The sequence below is a fragment of the Romboutsia sp. 1001713B170207_170306_H8 genome, from assembly GCF_015550495.1.
GTDB lineage: Bacteria > Bacillota > Clostridia > Peptostreptococcales > Peptostreptococcaceae > Romboutsia_E.
In genome coordinates this window covers 117,676-138,854 of the sequence record NZ_JADNAX010000003.1, presented here as the reverse complement: position 1 = coordinate 138,854, position 21,179 = coordinate 117,676, and the positions used below count along the sequence as shown (strand labels likewise).

Below are 21,179 nucleotides of genomic sequence, written 5' to 3'. Positions count from 1 at the left end.
TCTTTTTAACTTCTAAATGCATAAACCTTTATACTTGCAGTTTTTACAACCACTAATATCTTCTGTTGTTTTAAAGTGAGTTATATCTTTAGCTTTATTTAAAGAAGTATCATCAAGATAATCCATAAATCTTTCAACATTAGAATTTATAATAGTATCCAAATTAGATAAATCATCATATGAAAACTGATATTCTTTGTAAGTTCCTTGAGATAAATATTCTAATCTACAAACAATATCTTTCACGTTAACAGCGTATGTTTCAACTACATATCTTGCATAAACAAGCATTTGAAGTCTATGCTTTTCATCTTCACTACCTGTTTTCCAGTCAACTATAACGTATTTACCATCACTATTAACATAGAGCAGGTCTAAAAGGGCAAATATTTTAGTGTTATTAGCAATAAAGCTAGGGAAATCTTCTTTGCTATTCTCTAAAACAGTAAGTTTATTTATATGTATATCTTCAAATGTATGAGATAAAGCTACATTGCAAATACACTTTGTTAATAATCCTTTTATTTTTTCACCATCGTATTTTGTTATATCATCTCCATAGAAATATTCATTCAGCATATCAAAACCTTTAATTTTAGGGTCCCAGCTGGAATTATATGATTTACTCTGTATGCAACTATTTCTAAACTTGAATATAGCGACATTAATATGTCTTTCTAAAGCAGATGGCGTTAATACAAAATCTTCTGAGGATGTAACTAAGTTTATAAAGTCCTTAGCTTTTTCGTGTACCATATTACCAGCTAAAATATCCTTATTAGTCATTTTTTTAAATTTATAGACCTCTTTAGTATAAGGGTCAGTAGATTCTTCCCAACCGTTGTGTGCTCCATAGTAAGTATAGAAATATTCTCTTTCACATTTTTCTAAGGTGGAGACTCTTGATGTTGACCATGTGAGCTCAGGGTAAGGGGTGCTCTGGTAGCTCATAATAAAAACCTCCTTGGAATTAGTATTGATACGAAACATTCGTTCTTTAATTATAATATTTCCAAATAAATTGAAAATTATTTTTTGAAAAAAATACCAATAATATGTTAAACTTAAATATCATTATAAAATTAATAAATAGGGAGAACAGCTATGTTTGACAATAAATTTGAAAAAATACGTGAATTATATTTAAGCTATCTAGGAAACATTGATATAAAAGAAGAAATATTTAATCCTAATAATGAAATAAGTGAAGAAATACTAAATTTAGAAGATAGAATTAAATGTATGTACTTTGAAAGTATACAAGAAATTTCAGATGATAAGGCATTTATTACTAGCTTGGATATAAGAAAATTAATTAAACATTTAAAATTAAATCAAGGTATTAAAGAAATAGATTACCAAATGCCAATTGAACTATTAGAGTTACTATCTGGATATTTTGAGCCAAATAAAGTTCTTCCAAATATAGAAAATGAATGTTGGAAAGATATAATTGAAATTTTAGTGAAGTTAAATAAAATAAAAGTAAATAATTTTAAAATGAATGATTACGAATTAGATTTAAAAATAAATTCAGCAAAGTACCTAATTGATAATAAGTTTAATGTAACTATAGAAGAAGATGAAGTTTATATATCTAAAGATATAAGCGAGAAAATACATAAGAAAATAGAAAATTTAGTAATGTATTTAGGCGGTCAAAATTTAATTAACATACTCTTAGGTAAATATTTAAATACATTATACAATGACGAATTAAAAAAATATATGATACACAGACAAAAAACTACTTTCTTCAATGAGCCTTTAGAAGCTCAAATACCTTGGAATTATATAATCCAAATTTCATTAAAGTATTTTTCTAAAAATAATATCGAAAAAGTAAACTCCAATAGATATTTAAAAGAATTAGAAAAATTATTTGAAATAACTAAGGCGTATACTGTATGTTTAAATATTCAATCTTTTAGCATATATACAGATATATTTTTAGATTCCAGTTCACTTCCTAAGTACTATTATCAAAATATTTTATATGATAAATTATTTTGTATAAAGCAATGGAATAAAGAATACGCAAGAAAAATTTTAATAGGTTTATATGAAGACTATTTCATAAAAGTAGAAAATAAAAGATATGAGTTTAATGAATATGTACAAGTATTTGATGAGTTACTATCCAATCATAATTATGTTAAAACATTTAAGTATAATGAATTATGTGATAGATTATCAAATATAAACCCATCAAAAATAGAAGCGATATTAAAAGATATATCTTATGAAAAATATGAAGTAAATAAAGATTTTAAGGGTATCTGGGATGAGATAAATTTCTACAAAAAACCTATTATAAAATATGGAGAACAGTATGTTATACTACCATCTTCTCTAACATCATACTCTTTTATAGAAGTTATAGATAATAAAATAAAAGAAAGCTATAGGAGACTTAATAGAGATTTAGGTAGCAAGTATGAAGAATATATAAAGTATGAATTAGATAATAAAGGATATAAGTATTTAGATGGTGGATACAAATACACATACAATAATGAAAGTAAAGATAATGAATGTGACCTAATTTTGGAAGATGAAAATAATATTGTATTTATAGAAATAAAAAAGAGAATTATAGATGAGAATATCTATAAAGGTGATGATGTTAGATATTATGTTAGTTTAGCTGATTCATTAATGCATTCTCAGCTACAATCAGGATACCACATGATACAGTTGATACATAATGGAAAACTTGAATTATATAAAAGAGAAAACGGCAAAACTGATTATAGTAAAAAAATAGGTGAAGTAGACTATAATAATAAAAACATTATAAGGATTAGTTTAGTACTTCAAGATTATGGATTTATCGATAATAAAAATACAACTGAGAAATTTTTAAACAGTATTAAATTTATGAATTATAAAGCTGTCGATGCAGAAAGAGAAAAAGAGCTAGAAAAGTTTAATAAAACTCAAGAAAAGCTAAATGCTCAATTTGATATAATTAAAAATATTCAAGGTCATAATGATAAAGTGTACTTTAATTCAGTACTAAGGAGTTTTCAACAAATTATGTGTTCATTAGAAAATTCTAATTCTGTAAATGAATTTATTGAAAACCTTACATTTGATTTGCATATTTCATTTGGAAATTATGATTTTTATCAATCACTTTATAACTATAAGGGGATAAGTTCTATTAAATAAATTGATGAGTACCAAAAACGGACGTTTATGGTACTTTTTCATATGTATAAATATTTAGCTAATATACCAATCAAAAACTGTACCAAAACAATTACCTTTATCAAAGAACTAAAAATACCTATTGTATATATTTTTGGTACTAATTTGGATATACTAAAAATCAGAGGTGATATTTATGAAACTTGGATACGCACGTGTAAGTACGGTAGACCAAGATTTAGAAAAACAGATACAACAACTTACAAAAGAAGGTTGTGAAAGAATATATGAGGAAAAAATAACTGGAACTAAAATGGATAGACCTGAATTAGATAAATTATTAGATAACTTAAGAGAAAATGACTTGGTGATTATAAATGATTTGACGAGACTTAGCAGGTCAACGAAAGATTTATTTAAGATAGTAGAAATAATAGAAGCTAAAGGTGCGAATATAAAATCGTTAAAAGAAAGTTGGATAGATACAACTACACCACAAGGAAAATTAATGTTTACTATATTTGCAGGTATTAGTCAGTTCGAAAGAGATTTAACATCAGAGAGAACAAAAGAGTCATTAGCAGTTGCAAGAGCAAGAGGTCGTAAAGGCGGTAGACCTAAGAAAGATGCTTCTAAAATAGAGCTAGCAGTTAAAATGTATAAAAGCAAAGAATATTCTATAAAGCAAATAACAGATGCCACGGGAGTAAGTAAAACTACTTTGTATAGATATATTTAATATTTTTCTATAAAAATTATATTGTGTATGAGAGGATAGTTGTAAAACTTTCCTTTTTTTGTTGAAATATGCCCACTCTACTTTTAAAACATTATATAATGATAATATGAATTATAAATAAGAGAAGAGGAGCTATAATGAAAGAAATATTTGAAATGGTAAGTACGGTACTGTTAAGCTTAGGCGGTGGTGGTGTCATTGTGATGGGTATGTCTAGTTGGTTAGGTAAAGTATGGGCAAATCGCATTCTAGAAGATGAAAAAAAGAAACATCAAAAAGAAATAGAAGATTACAAATCTCAACTTACTGAAAAGATTAACCATTTAAATGTAATTAATGAAAAAGCATTACATATATCGAAAGTTCAATATGACACAGAATTTAATATATATAAAGAAATTTGGGGGAAATTATTCACTTGTATAATAAATACGAATAATTTGTATCCATCAGGTATGGTAAGTGTACCTACTGATGAAAAAGAGTTAGAAGAATACAATGATAAAAAATATAAATTATACATGGAGGCATATAAAGAATTTTCTATAACTATTGATACATATGCTCCATTTTATAAAGAAGAATTTTATAATAAATTTTTAGAAGTTAGAAATTTATGTGTAGAAAAGGGGAATATATTTCATACATATGTGTATGATGTGCCTTATAATCAAACTTTTGCGCTTGTTAGGGATTCAAAAATAACAGGAGAAGAGAGAAAAAGAGTTTACATTGAAATACCAGCAGAATTAAAAGTATTACAGGATTCTTTACGAAAAGAGATAAGGGAATATTTGTTAAGTTTAGAAGTGAAGTAGACATAAGCTAGATTTTATATTCAAAAAAACGATGTAAATAAAATATTACATTAATGGAGGGGTGTTAAATTTATTGTTTATTATTTTATAATTAAATTATAATCAAATTTTATAAATCAAAAAGACAGGCAATTAGATGCCTGTCTTTAACTTACTATATTGCTATACTAATTTTATTGACCTGAAGTATTTTCACTATCAGGCGAGTTTGCTGAATCACCAGTGTTTGAACTATCTGCATTATTTGAAGTATTTTTACCTTCAGCAGGAGCATCTGTAGTTGTTGTTGAATTTGGTTGAACATTTTCATCTGTATTAGAGTTTTGCTCTAATGAATTAACAGCATCATCGATACTGTTATCATTGTTAGATTTCTCAGTTGATGGAGTCGAATTATTATTGTTATCTTCTACATTATTAGAATCATTATTGAATAATCCTGTAAACCAATTCCATATCTTAGCAAAGAAACCTTCAACTTCTTCATTTGAAGGTAAATTTATAGCATCTTTATCTGTTGCATCTATTACAGCATTTTCTCCTAATACACTATCGTTAGTAGAACCTAAGATACCTAAATCTTTATCTTCACTTCCACCAAATATACCAGCGAACCAATCTCCTATACCAGTAAACCAACCTTTTATAGTATCGAAGAATCCTTGATTAACACCTTCTCCAAGTTCATCTAACTTGTCATTTATAGTATTTTTTATACCATTTAAAGTATCTTTCATTTGATTGTAATCATAATCTTGTTGAGCTATCTTAGCCATTAATTTCTCTAATTGTTTTTGTTGCTCAGCACTTAGAGTTACATTGTAATTGTTAGTTACATTATTTATAGTATCAGCTATTTGAATAGTATCGCTTGTATTATTTTTTATTATATCTGTTTTAATATCATTAACGATACCTGTAGCTTTATCTGGACCTATCTCTTCACCTAAGTCACCTGTAATTATTAACTCTTCAGAAGCTATTTCTTTTTTCTCTTCATTTAAAGATTCTCCAGTAGCATCTTCAAATGCTTTCATTATTCCAGTTAGGGCATATATGATAACCTCATGGGTTAACATCTTTTATTATAAGTCGCTACACTTATAATGTCATTTCGATTGCTCTAATGACCACTTCTATTAAGAACGTGAGAAGACTAATTCTTCACCTTCAGCTTTACCTGTTAAGGGCAACCCATTTCCATTACCAATAGCTTGTAATGTACTCCCATTTCAGGGATAGTCGTTGAAGATTCTCCTTATCTAATTTAAAGACTTAGGAGCTTTCCTGCATGAACACCCATTGTCACAAGATACTTAGGATTTAACCATATATCTATCTCTACGTTTTTTCTGCTTTCGCACCTTCATAAACTCCTTTCGGGTATATTGTGGGGTAGAGCTTTAGGGATTACCTGCATTTAAAGTTGTGTCCTATACAGATTTCTCTATATACGGAGCCCGCTTACTCCTGTACCACTAACTGGGAATGTACTTGCAACTACCACATCAGCATCTGTCATACCAGTTGTTGCCAAAGTACTTGCAACCATTGAAGATGTAAGCCAAGTAAGGTTAGCAGTTTTTACATTTATACCACTACCAGCTTTTGTAGGCTCAACATAAGCACAAGAATAAGTTTTCTTACCTAATTGAGCTTCAGTAGCAACACCTTCTAAGTACTTTCTTTCTTCTTGATTATTAACCTCAAGTATAACTACTTCATTTTCATTAACACCGAAGTATTTTAAAATAGTAGCTCTTTGCTCGGGAGTATTATTAACACCTATTGTTACAACTCTCGCCCCATCAGCAAATGCAAAATTTATGCTTCCTAGCACTAAAGTACCACATATAGCTAGAGAAGCTATTCTTTTCTTTAAGCTCATAAATCAATCTCCTTTTTCATTACATATTTAAAAATAAATATAGTAAGCACGCATATAGTTTATTTTTTATATACGCTTCAATTTTATAACTTTGACAACAAAATTAAAGTTACAAAATTGAAATGTACATAAAATGAAACTAAGAATAAAAAATAAAAAGATATGATTAATGTTCGTATTTATAAGATTACAAGATTGTTTTTTCATTAAAGGAGATAAATATTAATATGAAAAAAATAAAAAATAATAGAGTTAATTTAATTTAGGTCTGTACAATATCACTTATCAATTATATAATAAATGTATGAATTTACTATGAATTACTAAAAATAAAGTTGTAGAAATCAAACATACACCTGATATTTACAACATTCCTTTCAATTCTATAACAATTTATATATAGATAACCGTGCCTGATACAGGGAATGGAGCCGCAGCAACTACGTTAGCATCTTCTATACCAACTGTTGACATTATACTTGCTATCATAGAACTTGTAGCCCAAGTTATATTTGCAGTTTTAACATTGATACCACTACCAGACTTAGTAGGCTCAACATAAGCACAAGAATAAGTTTTTTTACCTAGCTGTGCTTCAGTAGCAACACCTTCAAGATACTTTCTTTCTTCTTGGTTATTTACTTCTACTATTACAACTTCATTTTCATTAACACCAAAATACTTTAACATAGTAGCTCTTTGTTCAGTACTTAAGTTTGCACCTAGAGTAACAACTCTAGTTCCATCAGCAAATGCAAAATTTATGCTTCCTAAAAATAAAGCACCACAAAGTAATAAGGAAGTTATTTTATTTTTTAATTTCATACTCAATCTCCTTTAATTTATCGTACAAACAATGTATACGATTTGTTATCAGAATTTATGTATCCCCCTGTTAATATACTATAAACTATTTTTTTATTCAATGCATTTACAATTTTGTAACTCTAATGACAAAAAAGTTAAGAATTTCTTAATAAATATTAATAAAAAATAAAAATATTCTAGTTTATAGACTTATAAATATTATAATTACTAGAATATTTTTGTCAATACTTTTAAATTATCTATATATCTAGATGATGTAAATAGGATTTAGCATGAAAATCATTTAAAAGTGCATCAAATGATTTATTATCTGATTTGTATCCTATTCCTTCTCGACCTATAGATTCATCTATAATTTTATACTGATTACAAGAATTTTTTATTTTATTAAGATCTTTATTTGAAATTATATAGTAAATTTCAAGAATATTTTTGGGTACATGGTATACAAATTTAGGTTTAATAAAAAATCGTGCATCTTTTATATACCCATTATCATACAAAGATTTAATAACCAATCCATTTTTTAAATGTTGAGGATGGTTATCATATTTATAAGTATGAGCAATATGAGTTACACTTTTATATTTTTTTTCAAAACTTAAAGCAGTTTCTTTCATTAAATTAAAGTCCGATGAATTAGAAGGATTTTTATCTGATAAGATTAAGACATTTTCTTTTTTTATGCCTAAAGCCTCAACGGATGATAAAAATTCTTTATTACGTATTTCCCTTTTTTCTTCAATAGTTAAATCTTTATATTTATCATACTTATCAAAAATATAAGATCCCGATCCATTTGAAATAAGCACTATAAAAACATGATTATTGCCTCTTTCATTTATTGCATTTAAAATAGCACTACCAGCCCAAAGAATTTCATCATCTTGATGCTGAGGATAAAAAACAACATAGTCATTAAATTTTTTATTTGAATAAAGAGATATGTAGTTTATAAACAATAAAATAAATATCAAAATAGGTAGCAATATCCATATAAAGTACTTTTTTGATTTAAATTTCATCTTATATCAACTCCTTTTTATAAGAAGATTTATAATATACTATGAAAAAAGGATATATATTTGACAAATAATTATAAAAAAGTATGTCTAAAAATACTCAAAATAGTAAGAAAAATGAGTATAATTGACATACCATATGTATATTATCCACCTAAAGTAACGTCTTGTTTATCGTACCAATTTAACGCATCATAAAAATCTTGTGGCTTAAATGCAGGCCAGTAACTATCTATTATATAAAAATCTGAATATACAGATTGAACTGGTAAAAAACCACTAAGTCTTCTTCTTCCACCCCATCTAATAATTAAATCAATACGTGAAATATCTTTTGAATGAAGATATGGAAGTATACGTTTCTTAGATGTATCGTTACCCTTTAATAAATTTAAGTCCCATTCCCAACCATAATGTATCAAGAAATTAACTTTAATACCTCCATTACCAAATTTCCTTCTAGTAGTAAAAGGAATTAATTCCTTTGGAAATGCACTAGATTCTGTATTTCCAACGACTAGTATTTCACAGTCTTCTTTAGTTAAAAGCATGACAGAATCAATACAAGCCTTTGTAAATGCTAATTTTTGATCTGATGGGCGTTTTGTATTATCAACTGTAAATCCATAAAAAGTTACTTCTTTTACATTTTCTTTTTGACAAAGCTTAAATACCTCAAGACCTGGATTAACTCCATATACATATCCTTTATCCTTACTTAAATTATTTTCTAAAGCCCAACGTCTATTTCCATCGGGTATTATTCCAATATGCTCTGGTACTCTCATAGAACCTCCATAAAATATAAATTATTGTATTATTTTCTCCATATAATTAAAAAAATAAACTCAAAGGTTGTACTTTATAATAAAAAATGAGAATTATATAACTTATTTATGACTAATTTTTAATTAATTTGCATTAATTGACAATAATAAATATGAATGATATGCTTTCTAAAGAATGAGTTTAATATAAAAAGGGGTGGGAATTATGCGTAAATGCATGGATGCTGATAATTTACACAGAAGAATAAAAAAAGTTATTGGTCAATTAAATGCTATAGATAAAATGATTGATAAAGATGTACCTTGTGAGGACATACTAATACAAATAAATGCAGTAAAGAGTGCAGTACATAAGGTGGGGCAAATTGTACTAGAAGGTCACTTAAGTCACTGTGTAAAAGATGGAATAGAACACGGAGATGCAGATAAGGCAATAGATGAATTTGCTAAAGCAATAGAACATTTTGCACGAATGTCATAGATTAAAAAAGTTATCTAATATAATACTTTTAATTAAAAGTTTATAATTAGATAACTTTTTTATTAATAGATAAATTTATTGACAAATATAAATATATAGAACTACTATTTAATCATAAATACATATACCCCTATGGGTATAAAAGGGGATGGGATTATGATTAAATTAAAGTTATTTATGGAAGATGGAGAAAAAAGGAAGGTATTAGTACTTATAGTATCGGCAGTATCACTATTTATTAGCTTTTTTGATTTAGTACAAAGCTCTATTGACTTTGCGTGGATATCAATTATGCTTTGTGGTTTACCAATAATAAAGGATGCTATTATAGGATTAATAAAAGAATTTGATATTAAAGCAGACGTACTTGTATCTATTGCACTAATTGCATCAGTAATAATAGGTGAAGTTTTTGCAGCTGGTGAAGTTGCATTAATAATGACATTAGGAGCATTACTAGAAGAACATACGGTAGCAAAAGCTAAAGCAGGTATTGAAAAACTAGTACATTTAACTCCAACAACAGCAAGGGTAATGAGAAATAATAAAGAAGAAATAATATCAGCTAAAGATGTTTTAGTAAATGATATTATAAAGGTACTTCCAGGAGAAACTATACCAGTAGATGGTATAGTAATAGAAGGTGCAACATCTATTGATCAATCCATAATGACAGGGGAGTCAATGCCTGTAGATAAAGGAATATGGGATGAAGTTTTCAGTGGTACGGTAAATCAATTTGGAGCATTTACAATGAAAGCTACAAAGGTTGGAGAAGATAGTTCACTTCAAAAAATGATAAAATTAGTTCAATCTGCAGATTCAGGAAAAGCTAAAATTGTAGGGATAGCAGACAAATGGGCTACATGGATAGTTGTAATTGCATTAATCTCAGCAATATTAACTTGGATTATAACAGGGGAAGTAATTAGGTCTGTTACAATCTTAGTTGTATTTTGCCCATGTTCATTAGTACTAGCAACGCCAACAGCTATTATGGCTGGTATAGGGAATGCGACTAAATATGGTATTTTGATTAGAGAAGGAGATGCACTAGAGAGGTTATCTAGAATAAAAAAAATTACATTTGATAAAACAGGAACGCTAACATATGGAAAACCTAAGATTACGAATATATATTCTTTTGAGGAAAATTTAAGTAATGATGAATTATTAAAGTTAGCTGCAAGTGTAGAAAAGTTATCAGAACATCCAATTGGAAAATCTATAGTAGATTGTTTTAAGAATAAATCAGATTCTAAATTATATGAAGCTACTAACTTTAAAATGGAAATTGGAAAAGGTGTTTGTGCCACTGTAAATAATCAAAAAGTATTTGCTGGAAATAAAAAATTGTTAAATTATAATAAATTAGATTTATCAAATAAAGAAGAAAGTTTAGTAAGTAAGTTTGAAGAAAAAGGAAGCATAATTATATTTATAGCCAATGAAGATGCAATAAAAGGATTTATAGTACTTGAAGATGTACTTCGTGATAGTGCAAGGAATATGATTGAAAAAATAAAAAGATTAGAGGCAGAATGTATATTAATAACTGGTGATAACAATCAAACTGCTAATAATATAGCATCTATGGCAGGAATCAAGACTGTTTACTCTGAGTGTCTGCCAAGTGATAAGCTATCTATTATAGATAATTTACAAAAAGATAACTATAAAGTTTGTATGGTAGGTGATGGTATAAACGATGCTCCAGCGTTAAAGAAATCATTTGTAGGTATAGCTATGGGTGGAATTGGAAGTGATATTGCTATTGAGGCAGCGGATATTGCTTTAGCAAGTGATGATATAAAGTGCATTCCTCATTTGCTAGCTTTATCTAAGAAAACAATGAAAACTATAAATATAAATTTAATATTATCAATGTTACTTAACTTTGTAGCTATATTATTAGCTATGACAGGTGTACTAAACCCAATAGTAGGAGCGCTTGTGCACAATATTGGTTCAGTACTAGTAATAATACACTCAGCTTTATTACTGAAGTGGTGTAGCTAATAAAAATTAATTTATCTTAAATATAAATTTACAGATTTAATAATACAAATAATAATTAGAAAAGATAAATTAGGAGGTTATAATGAGTTTATATTTAGGTAAGATACATTATTGGCTATATAACAAAATACTATGGTTTGAAGGGTTGGAAGATGAAATTATAAACTTGGCAAAAGAAGAAGGTATAGATGTAGATAAAAAATTTGAAATATTAATTAAAAACTTTGGAGAAAAATTACCAAATAAGCCATTAGAAGAACTTATAGATATGAAGAATATACATGGATGGCTGCAAGATAAAATAACTTGTGCAGAAGAAAGAATGGCATTTTGGATAAGAGAAATTTTAAAAAAAGATAGTGAATCTATTACTAAGATAGAAAAGATATATATAGATCAAGGTCTTAAAGCAGGTAAAGAATGTTTAGAAAATAATATAGACTTATCCAATGCTAAATCTATATTTAAAAAGATTGATGATTACATACTAGATGGAATGCCATGTGATAGAGTAAATGAGATATTAGAATCTAGTGATTATATTGTAAGTTGGAAGAGAAGAATATGTGTACATAAAAAAGTTTGGGAAAATGATGTAGAATTATTTTATCAATTAAGAAGCCTTTGGATAAAGTCGTTTATAAATACTGTTAATAATGAATTTAATTATGTAGAAGAAGATGGTATAAATAAAATAGAGAGAGTTTAATGATATAAACTAAGAAGCTAAACTTAAGTTTTGAAAGAAAGTATAGCCTCTTAGTTTTATTAAATTAAAATCTATATCGATTTATATAAGAATCGAAGCACCAATTGTTTAAAAATGATTTAGCTGAGTTATAGCCAGAATCAAATAAGCGTAATTTTTCATCCTGTGAAATATCAAAGTTTACAGAATCTATACCTAATGTAGGTATATTAACTATTCTAATAGTATCACTTTCTTTATAGTAAATATCTTCGCTAGTATTTAGTGAAGTTTCAACTATATCTAAAGCATAAGATGTAAACCTTGTTCTTTTTTTAGGACAACTTACTTTATCATCAAATAGATTTAAACCAAATGTAGGCCATCTAGGTATTCCTGGAATATCGAATATCCAAACTGGAAAATTACTTAAAAGTCCACCATCAACAATATAATTATTTTGAATACTATCATTAATTATTACAGGTCTAAAAAAGAATGGTATACTAATGCTCATTCTAACTGCTTTTGCAATTTCAAAATCTAAAGGATTTATATTGTATTTAATTAAATCATCTGGAAGTATAACAAGTTTTTTATTTGTTACATCTGCGGCTATAATTTTCAACTTACTTTCACCATCTATATATACATCTCTAAAAGTAGTTTTATTTTTAGCTCTAAATTTTTCGTTTAAAAATTTTTCTACAGGGTCTCCAGAATAAATGCCTTTTCTTATTAAAAGATTAGATAGTGGACCAAGTATAGGTATAGAATTTAATGATTTTTCATGTATAAAAGTTTTTAATTTTAAGTCAAATAAAATATCTGTAAGTTCCCTAGAGGTATATCCAACAGCCAGTAAAGATGCTACAATTGCACCTGCAGAAGTTCCAGCTAGTTTTTTCCAGGAGTAACCTTGATCTTCAAAGTATGAAATAGCTCCAACAAGAGCAATGCCCTTAACTCCACCACCTTTACATACTAAGTCTGCATACATATATAATTCACCACCAAATAAAATAAATATCTTATTACATAATATTACATTATTTGAAAAGTGAACCAACTATATTAAATATAATGAATTTCGGGCAAAATTTATTTAAATCATAATAACAAAGATAAGGTGTATGCAAAATGAAAAAAGTAATTATTATTGGAGCTGGAATTGGTGGATTGTGTACTGCCATAAGATTACTTAATAAGGGGTATAAAGTTACTATACTAGAAAAAGAAAATCGAGTAGGAGGAAAGGTAAATTTAAAAGAAAAAAATGGATTTAAGTTTGACTTAACCGCATCTGTATTAATGACTCCAGATATTTATACTAAAATATTTGAAGAAGTAGGCAAAGATTATAAAGATTATTTTGAATTAATAAATTTAAATTTAATTTATAGAGTTAATTATAATGATAAGTCTTACTTAGATATTTATAGTGACACTAGAAAGATGATTAATTTTTTAGAAGATATCCAAGAAGGTCTGTCTATAGAGTATTTTAATCTTATTATGACATCATTTAAAAAATATTTAATAAGCAAAAAAGGATTTTTAGATGAACCTATGATTGACATAAATGAAACACTTAATTTAAAATCATTACAAAATTTAATTTATATAAATCCAATTTCTAGTGCTAGTAGATACATTTCATCTAAAATAAGTAATAAAAAACTAAGAGAGTATTTTATATTTAAATCAATGTATATTGGAGTAAATCCGTATACTAACTCAAATTTATACACACTAATACCTTCAATATCTAGTATGTATGGACTTTGGTATATAAAAGGAGGTATGTATAAATATATTAGTAGTTTAGAAAGACTTATAAAAGAGCTTAAAGGAGAAATTAAGTTAAATAAAGAGGTTAGTAAAGTTATAATAAAAAATAATAATGTTATAGGTGTAAAATGTGATAATAAAATATATGAATCAGATATAGTCATATGTAATGCCGATTATCCATATACAATTAAAGATTTATTTGAAGATAATTTTAAGGAGTTTAGATATAATAAAAATAATATAGATAATAAAGACTACTCATGTTCAGTATTTATTATTTATTTGGGATTAAATAAAAAATATGAAAATTTAAAAGTACATAATATATATATAAATGATAACTTTAGAGAAAGTATAGAGGCAGCATTTAAAGGTTGTATACCAAAACAACCATCATTGTATATATATTCACCAAGTTCTATAGATGAAAGTATGTGTCCAAAAGGATGTAGCGTTATGAATATTATTGTAAGGGTTCCAAATTTAAAATTTAAAGATATAAAATGGGATAGAAAATTTATACGCGCATTTAGAGATAAAATAATACTTGAAGTTAAAAATATAAAAGGGTTAGAGGATATTGATAAAAATATTGTACATGAAAGCTACCTAACACCATTAGATTTAAAAGATAAATTTAATGCTTACTATGGAAATGCATTTGGTATTAGTCATAAATTAAGCCAAATAGGATATATGAGACCTCATATTAAGTCAAAAACTATAAAAGGATTATATTTTATAGGTTCATCAACTCATCCAGGTAATGGCGTATCAGTAATTATAGATGGAAGTAAGATAGTAAGTGAAGTTATTAATAATGATAATAAGGAGTGAGTTATAATTAAAAGATTTTTAAAATTATTATTAAAAGTATTTTTAGTAATGATAATTATAATGTTAATATTTTTTATTTATACTAAATATATTGAAAATAAATATAAGGATGAAAATAAGAATATAAGCGAAGAAGACCTTAAAGTAATAACAGAAGTTGTTTCATTGGCTAAAGAAAAGATAAAGTTAGAGTATGTATGGGGTGGAAAAGGTGAAGTTATAACTGAAGAAAGACTTAATGAGCTTATATCAGAATATGGTATAGATTATTATCCGTTAAATAAGGAAAGATACATTGGAAAGCAAGGATTTGATTGTTCTGGACTTACATACTGGACATATAAAAAGGCAACTGGTATAAATATAGGATACTCAACTATTCAACAAAAGGATATATTAAAAAGTTATAAAGTAAGTAAATTTGAAATTCAACCTGGAGATTTAATATATACTCCAGGGCATGTAGTAATGTATATTGGTAAAGGACAAGTTATACAATCATCAAATAATATGGTATATCCAATTGGTGGAGTAAAACAGTCACCTTTTTTCATGTATAGTAATGGAGATATATATAGACCTATAGATTATATAAATAATATAAAAGAAATACAGTAATAAGATTTGAATATATTTTAAAATTTTTATACTTATTATATAATAATATAAATTAAAACACCTAAGGAGAATACATTAAATGATTAAATGGGGAATAATAGGACTTGGTGCAATAGCTAATGCTTTTGCAAAGGAAATAAATGAAACAGAAAATGGTAAATTAGTTGCAGTATATGGAAGAACAGAGACTAAAGCAAAAGAATTTTCGAATAACTATGGAATTGAAAAATTTTATAGCAATATTGATGAATTCTTAAATGATAATGATATAGATGCAGTTTACATAGCTACACCTCACAATTATCATATGGAATATGCAACAAAATGTATAAATGAAAAAAAACATATATTATGTGAAAAGCCATTTTCTTATAATAAAAAAACAAGTAAGTTAGTTTTAGATTTAGCCAAAGAAAATAATGTTTTTATAATGGAGGCCCTATGGACATTATTTTTACCAGCAATTAAAGAGGCGAAAAGATGGATTGATGAAGATAAGATTGGAAATATAAAAATGATAACAGCTAACTTTGGATTTAAAAGTAAAGAGGATATTAATTCACGATTATATAATCCGAATCTTGCTGGAGGAGCTCTTTTAGATGTGGGTATTTACACAATATTATTGTCTAACTTTATGATGAGTGATATTCCAAAGGAAATAAATGCCACTTCAGTTATGACTAGAACAAATGTAGATGAAAGTGATGTTATCAGTTTAAGATATGAAAATGATGCATTAGCATCTTTAACATGTTCCATAGCTTTAGAGACAGATAATACAGCCGTTATATATGGAGAAAAAGGTAAAATAATTATTCCTAAATTCCATATGGCAAAAGAAGCTTATTTATATTCAAAAAATGAAGAATTATATTTTAAGGATAATTATAATAAATCAGGATATAAATATGAAATTATTGAAGTGAATGATTGTATAAAAAATAACAAAGTTGAAAGCGATATAGCATCTCACAAAGTAACTTTAGATCTAGCAAGCTTAATGGATATAGTTAGAAGTAAAATAGGATTAGTTTATCCATTTGAATAAAATACAGATATAACAAAAAAATTTTATAATAATATAAAAAATTCAGTTAAAAATACACCTAAAAAAAGGTGTATTTTTTTTAACAAACAAACTGTTGACAAAGTCAATTAAAAGGAGTAAATTAACTTATTGGAAATTAAAGTAAAATAAAAGGGGGGATAACTTATGTTATCATATCATTTCTTACTAGACCTATCTTTAATTTTATTAAGTACAAAGGTATTAGGTTTAGTGACTAGACGATTTAAAATGCCTCAAGTTGTTGGTGCATTATTAGCTGGACTAGTATTAGGGCCTGCTATGTTAAATATACTTAAAGAAACTGATTTTATATTACAGCTATCTGAACTTGGAGTTATAGTTTTAATGTTTTGTGCAGGATTAGAATCTGACTTAGAAGATTTAAAAAAAACTGGTAAAACTTCTTTTATTATAGCTGTTTTAGGAGTTTTAGTGCCTTTAATTGGAGGATTCTTAGTAGGCCATTTTTATGGGTATATAAGTGGTGATACTGGGAATACATTTTTTAAAAATATATTTATAGGAATAGTTTTAACTGCAACTTCAGTTAGTATAACAGTTGAAACATTAAAAGAAATGGGAAAATTAAATACATCTGTAGGTACAGCGATATTAGGAGCTGCAATTATAGATGATATACTTGGAATAGTAGGTTTGACATTAGTAACAAGTCTTTCAGACACATCAGTTAATGTCAGTAGTGTATTGTTAAAAATAGTTGGATTTTTTATATTTGCAATCATAGTAGGAATAATTTTTTATAATATATTTAAAAGGTGGTCTGAACGTGAAGATAGAGATAGAAGAAGGTTTATAATAGCTGCATTTGTATTTTGTTTGGTATTTGCATATATATCAGAAGAGATATTTAATGTAGCTGGTATAACTGGTGCATTTATAGCAGGGCTAACATTATCTAATATAAATAAAAAAGAGTATATAGAAGCTAGGCTAGGTGTAGTATCCTACACTTTATTATCACCAGTATTTTTTGCAAGTATAGGATTAAAGATAGTTTTACCTAAAATGGATATAAACATGATTATATTTGCAACATTATTAACTATAGTGGCAATACTAAGTAAAATAATTGGTTGTGGATTAGGAGCAAAACTTTGTAAATATTCTAAAAAAGAATCATTTCAAATTGGTATAGGGATGGTATCAAGAGGAGAAGTTGCACTTATAGTAGCTAGTAAGGGGGCAGCATTAGGTCTTATATCATCAACAATGCTGGGGCCAATAGTAATTGTAGCTGTAATAACTACTATTATATCTCCAATACTATTAAAATTAGCATTTAGAAGTAAAAAAGAATCTTTACAAGTTGATTTAGTAAAATAGTATATAAATTATAAAAGGATGGTCTTTTAAACCATCCTTTTATAATTTATATTTTTACGGGTGAATCGTAGTTAATATCTTTAGTATCAACTTTTATAGACTCAATAATAACATCTTTAACTGGTCTATCATTAGCACCTGTTTCAACATTTTCAATTTCATGAACAATGTCCATACCATTTATAACCTTACCAAAAGAAGCATATTGACCATCTAAATGTGGAGCATCTTTAGTTACTATAAAGAATTGACTTCCACCACTGTTTTTGCTTTGACTTCTTGCCATAGATATTACACCCTCAGTATGACTTAAGTTATTTGTGAATTTATTACTTGTAAATTCACCTTTTATTTTATAACCAGGTCCACCCATACCACTTCCCTCAGGGTCTCCACCTTGAATCATAAAGTCTTTTATAATTCTGTGGAAAGTAAGCCCATCATAAAATCCATTATTTGATAATTCTATAAAATTATTTACGGTATTTGGAGCTATATGTGGATATAATTCAACTTCAACAGTACCAAAATCTTTGAATGTTATAGTTGCTATAGGTAATTCTTTAGGTGGAGTTCTCACTTCATCAACTACAGTATTTGATGAACAACCAACTAAAGAAAGTACTGATGCTATAATACTTGCAATAAATCCTTTTTTCTTTTTTGTTGTCATATATGTACCATCCTTAATTTTAATATTATTTATTATATCATAAAGAAATTGACTACTCAAAATAAACTAGACGAAAAGCAAGATAAAATAATACTAATTTATTTCTACTTGAATATAGAATTAACAAGTATTTACATATATATAACAATCTTTTTTACAAATAATATAAATATATTTACTTAAAGGAGGAACCTTATGGATAAGAAAAATAAGTGTGAATGTAACAATCAATGGGCAGGTGCAAATGCATCTTTAACAAGTAAGGCAGAAATAAAACAAAAAGATGAAAATAATAATCAATGGACATCCACTTTAAAGAAAAGTCCAGATGTATATGGTGAAAATTGTCATCCAGAGAAACATAACAAATAGGTATACATATAATATAAGAGTAGTAGTTTTTAAAAAATATAATTAAAAAAATATTTAGAAAATTAAAAAATGATTGACAAAGATATAGTATGCATATATTATATAAATATAAAATTAATTAAACGCAGAGAAAAGGAAAGTAACTTTAAAAATACTTATACAGAGAGTTCCTGTTGGTGAGAAGGAGCAAAGGATATTAAAGCGAAAATGGCCTTGGAGTGGTGTACCGAGATCGTAAAGATTTAGGCTACAACGGGTTCACCCGTTACAGTGATAAAGTATAACCAAAATGTTGGTGTACTTGATGAGGTTTGTATCGTGAGATACAAATAAATTAGGATGGTAACACGAAGATATTACTCTCGTTCCTAAGACGTAGTCTTAGGGATGAGAGTTTTTTATTGCTTATATAGCTAACGCTCGGGCTAAGTATTTATAAGTAAAAAGTGGTTATACATTAAAGTACTGACATTATAATTAAAATAAAAAAGGAGAGATATGAAATGAAAAATGAAATAAAAAAAGGTAATCCATTTGCCTTATTACCATTAGCTGTGTTTTTGATCCTATTTTTAGGAAGTGGAATTATAAGTGGGGATTTTTATAAACTACCAGCTTTAGTAGCATTTATAATAGCAGCAGGTGTAGCATTATTATTTAACAGAAAAGCAACCTTAGAGGAAAAATTAAATGTATTTTGTAAGGGAGCAGGAGATTCTAATATTATTACAATGGTTATAATATTTTTACTTGCAGGAGCATTTTCAGGAGTTGCTAAAGCAACTGGAGGTGTAGATGCAACAGTTAATTTAAGTTTATCAATACTACCATCAAATTTAATAGTTACAGGTCTATTTGTAATAGGATGCTTTATATCAGTTTCAATGGGAACATCAGTAGGTACAATAGCAGCATTAGCACCAATTGGTTTAGGTATAGCGGAAAAAACATCTATACCAGTAGCATTAGTAATAGGAGCAGTTGTAGGTGGAGCTATGTTTGGTGATAATTTATCTATAATATCAGACACAACTATAGCTGCAGTTAGAACTCAAGGATGTGAATTAAAAGATAAGTTTAAAGTGAACTTTTTTATAGTTTTACCAGCGGCTATAATAACAGCAATATTATTAACGATTGTAACATCAGGATATAATATAAATTTAGGTCAAAACTATGAGTATGAAATAATAAAAGTTGTTCCTTACTTATTGGTATTAATAGGTGCTTTATGTGGAGTAAATGTATTTGTATTACTAGGTAGTGGAGTTTTATTTGCAGGTGTTGTAGGATTAGCGACAAGTACTTTTGATATATATGGTCTTATAGAAGCAGCTTCAACTGGAATAAGTGGAATGTATGAATTATGTTTACTATCAATAATAATTGGTGGTGTAGTTGAACTTATAAAATATAATGGTGGAATAGATTATGTACTTTACTTTATAACAAGTAAAATAAATAGTAAAAAAGGTGCTGAATTTGGTATAGCAGCTTTAGTTAGTGTTATAGATTTATGTACAGCAAATAATACAATAGCTATAGTTGCAGCAGGACCATTAGCTAAAAATATATCAGAAGAATATGGAATTGATAAAAGAAAATCAGCTAGTATATTAGATATATTCTCATCTTGTTGGCAAGGGATAATACCATATGGAGCACAATTATTAACAGCTGCAGGTGTAGCGGGAATATCTCCAGTAGAGATAATACCATATCTTTACTATCCAGGATTAATGTTTATATGTGGAATACTGTCAATTGCATTTTCAAAATCGGTATCTGAAAAGTTTAAAGCTAAAAACATAGCTTAATAAATATTAAACTTAATATTACTAGGTAGATCAATTGTAGACGAATCATCTGTTAAACATTAATGAGTAAGTTGATGGTACGAGTGTATCTAGGTACTAAAAAATAAAAAAATAGCTATTGAATATAATCAATAGCTATTTTTGTTTTTAATAAAAATTTCTAAAAATTAAGAATATAAGTATACAATTTAAAAAATTATTGTTATAATGTAAGGAAAATTAAAAATA

Annotated in this window: 20 protein-coding genes and 1 other annotated feature; of the genes, 12 read left to right on the top strand and 8 right to left on the bottom strand. The window is 27.1% G+C overall.

Annotated features, from left to right (window positions below; genetic code table 11):
- Positions 1-12: 12 nt before the first annotated feature.
- The gene (locus tag I2A66_RS07715) at positions 13-951 is read right to left on the bottom strand and encodes a PD-(D/E)XK nuclease family protein (protein ID WP_195251358.1); all 939 of its coding nucleotides are present in this window, start codon (positions 949-951) and stop codon (positions 13-15) included.
- A gap of 153 nt (positions 952-1,104) precedes the next feature.
- Here I2A66_RS07715 and I2A66_RS07710 point away from each other — a divergent pair, with 153 nt between their 5' ends.
- The 3 genes from I2A66_RS07710 (at position 1,105) to I2A66_RS07700 (ending at position 4,710) form a co-directional block, all read left to right on the top strand.
- Positions 1,105-3,174 (top strand): hypothetical protein, encoded by a 2,070-nt coding sequence (locus I2A66_RS07710; RefSeq protein WP_195251357.1) that lies wholly within the window; start codon positions 1,105-1,107, stop codon positions 3,172-3,174.
- A gap of 175 nt (positions 3,175-3,349) precedes the next feature.
- Complete coding sequence (locus tag I2A66_RS07705) at positions 3,350-3,892, top strand: recombinase family protein (RefSeq protein WP_195251356.1); 543 nt, start codon at positions 3,350-3,352, stop codon at positions 3,890-3,892.
- A 137-nt stretch (positions 3,893-4,029) separates the two neighbouring features.
- Complete coding sequence (locus tag I2A66_RS07700; protein WP_195251355.1) at positions 4,030-4,710, top strand: hypothetical protein; 681 nt, start codon at positions 4,030-4,032, stop codon at positions 4,708-4,710.
- Positions 4,711-4,883: 173 nt separating this feature from the next.
- Here the strand turns inward: I2A66_RS07700 and I2A66_RS07695 are convergent, their stop codons facing one another.
- From I2A66_RS07695 to I2A66_RS07675, 5 genes are all read right to left on the bottom strand, one after another.
- Positions 4,884-5,789: a DUF1002 domain-containing protein gene (locus I2A66_RS07695; RefSeq protein WP_243238689.1), complete on the bottom strand. Its 906-nt coding sequence runs from the start codon at positions 5,787-5,789 to the stop codon at positions 4,884-4,886.
- Positions 5,790-6,157: 368 nt separating this feature from the next.
- Complete coding sequence (locus I2A66_RS07690; RefSeq protein WP_195251352.1) at positions 6,158-6,598, bottom strand: DUF1002 domain-containing protein; 441 nt, start codon at positions 6,596-6,598, stop codon at positions 6,158-6,160.
- Between the two features lie 393 nt (positions 6,599-6,991).
- The gene (locus I2A66_RS07685; protein ID WP_195251350.1) at positions 6,992-7,423 is read right to left on the bottom strand and encodes a DUF1002 domain-containing protein; all 432 of its coding nucleotides are present in this window, start codon (positions 7,421-7,423) and stop codon (positions 6,992-6,994) included.
- Positions 7,424-7,665: 242 nt separating this feature from the next.
- Positions 7,666-8,451 (bottom strand): PIG-L family deacetylase, encoded by a 786-nt coding sequence (locus tag I2A66_RS07680; protein ID WP_122638859.1) that lies wholly within the window; start codon positions 8,449-8,451, stop codon positions 7,666-7,668.
- A gap of 143 nt (positions 8,452-8,594) precedes the next feature.
- Entirely contained in the window at positions 8,595-9,236 is a 642-nt protein-coding gene (locus I2A66_RS07675; RefSeq protein ID WP_147515952.1) for an undecaprenyl diphosphate synthase family protein, read from the bottom strand.
- Between the two features lie 205 nt (positions 9,237-9,441).
- On the opposite strand from I2A66_RS07675, the gene I2A66_RS07670 reads away from it, so the two are divergent.
- From I2A66_RS07670 to I2A66_RS07660, 3 genes are all read left to right on the top strand, one after another.
- Positions 9,442-9,717 (top strand): metal-sensing transcriptional repressor, encoded by a 276-nt coding sequence (locus tag I2A66_RS07670; RefSeq protein WP_122638861.1) that lies wholly within the window; start codon positions 9,442-9,444, stop codon positions 9,715-9,717.
- A 156-nt stretch (positions 9,718-9,873) separates the two neighbouring features.
- Positions 9,874-11,736: a heavy metal translocating P-type ATPase gene (locus I2A66_RS07665; RefSeq protein ID WP_195251348.1), complete on the top strand. Its 1,863-nt coding sequence runs from the start codon at positions 9,874-9,876 to the stop codon at positions 11,734-11,736.
- A gap of 82 nt (positions 11,737-11,818) precedes the next feature.
- Positions 11,819-12,445 carry a hypothetical protein gene (locus tag I2A66_RS07660; protein ID WP_195251346.1) on the top strand — a complete coding sequence of 209 codons (627 nt, stop codon included), beginning with the start codon at positions 11,819-11,821 and terminating at the stop codon, positions 12,443-12,445.
- Positions 12,446-12,509: 64 nt separating this feature from the next.
- Here the strand turns inward: I2A66_RS07660 and I2A66_RS07655 are convergent, their stop codons facing one another.
- Complete coding sequence (locus I2A66_RS07655) at positions 12,510-13,424, bottom strand: patatin-like phospholipase family protein (protein WP_122638863.1); 915 nt, start codon at positions 13,422-13,424, stop codon at positions 12,510-12,512.
- A 140-nt stretch (positions 13,425-13,564) separates the two neighbouring features.
- Here I2A66_RS07655 and I2A66_RS07650 point away from each other — a divergent pair, with 140 nt between their 5' ends.
- From I2A66_RS07650 to I2A66_RS07635, 4 genes are all read left to right on the top strand, one after another.
- A complete protein-coding gene (locus tag I2A66_RS07650) occupies positions 13,565-15,055 on the top strand; it encodes a phytoene desaturase family protein (protein ID WP_195251344.1) in 1,491 nt (496 codons plus the stop codon).
- Between the two features lie 60 nt (positions 15,056-15,115).
- Positions 15,116-15,673 carry a C40 family peptidase gene (locus tag I2A66_RS07645; RefSeq protein ID WP_243238688.1) on the top strand — a complete coding sequence of 186 codons (558 nt, stop codon included), beginning with the start codon at positions 15,116-15,118 and terminating at the stop codon, positions 15,671-15,673.
- Between the two features lie 79 nt (positions 15,674-15,752).
- The gene (locus I2A66_RS07640; RefSeq protein WP_195251343.1) at positions 15,753-16,724 is read left to right on the top strand and encodes a Gfo/Idh/MocA family protein; all 972 of its coding nucleotides are present in this window, start codon (positions 15,753-15,755) and stop codon (positions 16,722-16,724) included.
- 165 nt (positions 16,725-16,889) lie between these two features.
- Complete coding sequence (locus I2A66_RS07635; protein ID WP_195251342.1) at positions 16,890-18,089, top strand: cation:proton antiporter; 1,200 nt, start codon at positions 16,890-16,892, stop codon at positions 18,087-18,089.
- Between the two features lie 46 nt (positions 18,090-18,135).
- Here the strand turns inward: I2A66_RS07635 and I2A66_RS07630 are convergent, their stop codons facing one another.
- The gene (locus tag I2A66_RS07630; protein ID WP_147515956.1) at positions 18,136-18,762 is read right to left on the bottom strand and encodes a peptidylprolyl isomerase; all 627 of its coding nucleotides are present in this window, start codon (positions 18,760-18,762) and stop codon (positions 18,136-18,138) included.
- A gap of 195 nt (positions 18,763-18,957) precedes the next feature.
- Here I2A66_RS07630 and I2A66_RS07625 point away from each other — a divergent pair, with 195 nt between their 5' ends.
- Together I2A66_RS07625 and I2A66_RS07620 are read left to right on the top strand one after the other, a co-directional pair.
- Positions 18,958-19,134: a hypothetical protein gene (locus I2A66_RS07625; RefSeq protein WP_164488974.1), complete on the top strand. Its 177-nt coding sequence runs from the start codon at positions 18,958-18,960 to the stop codon at positions 19,132-19,134.
- A 118-nt stretch (positions 19,135-19,252) separates the two neighbouring features.
- Positions 19,253-19,507 (top strand) — a binding site (T-box leader).
- Between the two features lie 130 nt (positions 19,508-19,637).
- Positions 19,638-20,951: a Na+/H+ antiporter NhaC family protein gene (locus tag I2A66_RS07620; RefSeq protein ID WP_147515957.1), complete on the top strand. Its 1,314-nt coding sequence runs from the start codon at positions 19,638-19,640 to the stop codon at positions 20,949-20,951.
- Positions 20,952-21,179 lie beyond the last annotated feature (228 nt).

What these genes read in the sequence shown, in the direction of transcription:
- I2A66_RS07680 (WP_122638859.1), bottom strand. Translation starts at nt 8,451, where the DNA reads ATGAAATTTAAATCAAAAAAGTACTTTATATGGATATTGCTACCTATT.
- I2A66_RS07625 (WP_164488974.1), top strand. Translation starts at nt 18,958, where the DNA reads ATGGATAAGAAAAATAAGTGTGAATGTAACAATCAATGGGCAGGTGCA.
- I2A66_RS07665 (WP_195251348.1), top strand. Translation starts at nt 9,874, where the DNA reads ATGATTAAATTAAAGTTATTTATGGAAGATGGAGAAAAAAGGAAGGTA.
- I2A66_RS07705 (WP_195251356.1), top strand. Translation starts at nt 3,350, where the DNA reads ATGAAACTTGGATACGCACGTGTAAGTACGGTAGACCAAGATTTAGAA.
- I2A66_RS07640 (WP_195251343.1), top strand. Translation starts at nt 15,753, where the DNA reads ATGATTAAATGGGGAATAATAGGACTTGGTGCAATAGCTAATGCTTTT.
- I2A66_RS07710 (WP_195251357.1), top strand. Translation starts at nt 1,105, where the DNA reads ATGTTTGACAATAAATTTGAAAAAATACGTGAATTATATTTAAGCTAT.
- I2A66_RS07700 (WP_195251355.1), top strand. Translation starts at nt 4,030, where the DNA reads ATGAAAGAAATATTTGAAATGGTAAGTACGGTACTGTTAAGCTTAGGC.
- I2A66_RS07645 (WP_243238688.1), top strand. Translation starts at nt 15,116, where the DNA reads ATGTTAATATTTTTTATTTATACTAAATATATTGAAAATAAATATAAG.
- I2A66_RS07620 (WP_147515957.1), top strand. Translation starts at nt 19,638, where the DNA reads ATGAAAAATGAAATAAAAAAAGGTAATCCATTTGCCTTATTACCATTA.
- I2A66_RS07685 (WP_195251350.1), bottom strand. Translation starts at nt 7,423, where the DNA reads ATGAAATTAAAAAATAAAATAACTTCCTTATTACTTTGTGGTGCTTTA.
- I2A66_RS07660 (WP_195251346.1), top strand. Translation starts at nt 11,819, where the DNA reads ATGAGTTTATATTTAGGTAAGATACATTATTGGCTATATAACAAAATA.
- I2A66_RS07650 (WP_195251344.1), top strand. Translation starts at nt 13,565, where the DNA reads ATGAAAAAAGTAATTATTATTGGAGCTGGAATTGGTGGATTGTGTACT.
- I2A66_RS07715 (WP_195251358.1), bottom strand. Translation starts at nt 951, where the DNA reads ATGAGCTACCAGAGCACCCCTTACCCTGAGCTCACATGGTCAACATCA.
- I2A66_RS07675 (WP_147515952.1), bottom strand. Translation starts at nt 9,236, where the DNA reads ATGAGAGTACCAGAGCATATTGGAATAATACCCGATGGAAATAGACGT.
- I2A66_RS07670 (WP_122638861.1), top strand. Translation starts at nt 9,442, where the DNA reads ATGCGTAAATGCATGGATGCTGATAATTTACACAGAAGAATAAAAAAA.
- I2A66_RS07655 (WP_122638863.1), bottom strand. Translation starts at nt 13,424, where the DNA reads ATGTATGCAGACTTAGTATGTAAAGGTGGTGGAGTTAAGGGCATTGCT.
- I2A66_RS07695 (WP_243238689.1), bottom strand. Translation starts at nt 5,789, where the DNA reads ATGTTAACCCATGAGGTTATCATATATGCCCTAACTGGAATAATGAAA.
- I2A66_RS07690 (WP_195251352.1), bottom strand. Translation starts at nt 6,598, where the DNA reads ATGAGCTTAAAGAAAAGAATAGCTTCTCTAGCTATATGTGGTACTTTA.
- I2A66_RS07635 (WP_195251342.1), top strand. Translation starts at nt 16,890, where the DNA reads ATGTTATCATATCATTTCTTACTAGACCTATCTTTAATTTTATTAAGT.
- I2A66_RS07630 (WP_147515956.1), bottom strand. Translation starts at nt 18,762, where the DNA reads ATGACAACAAAAAAGAAAAAAGGATTTATTGCAAGTATTATAGCATCA.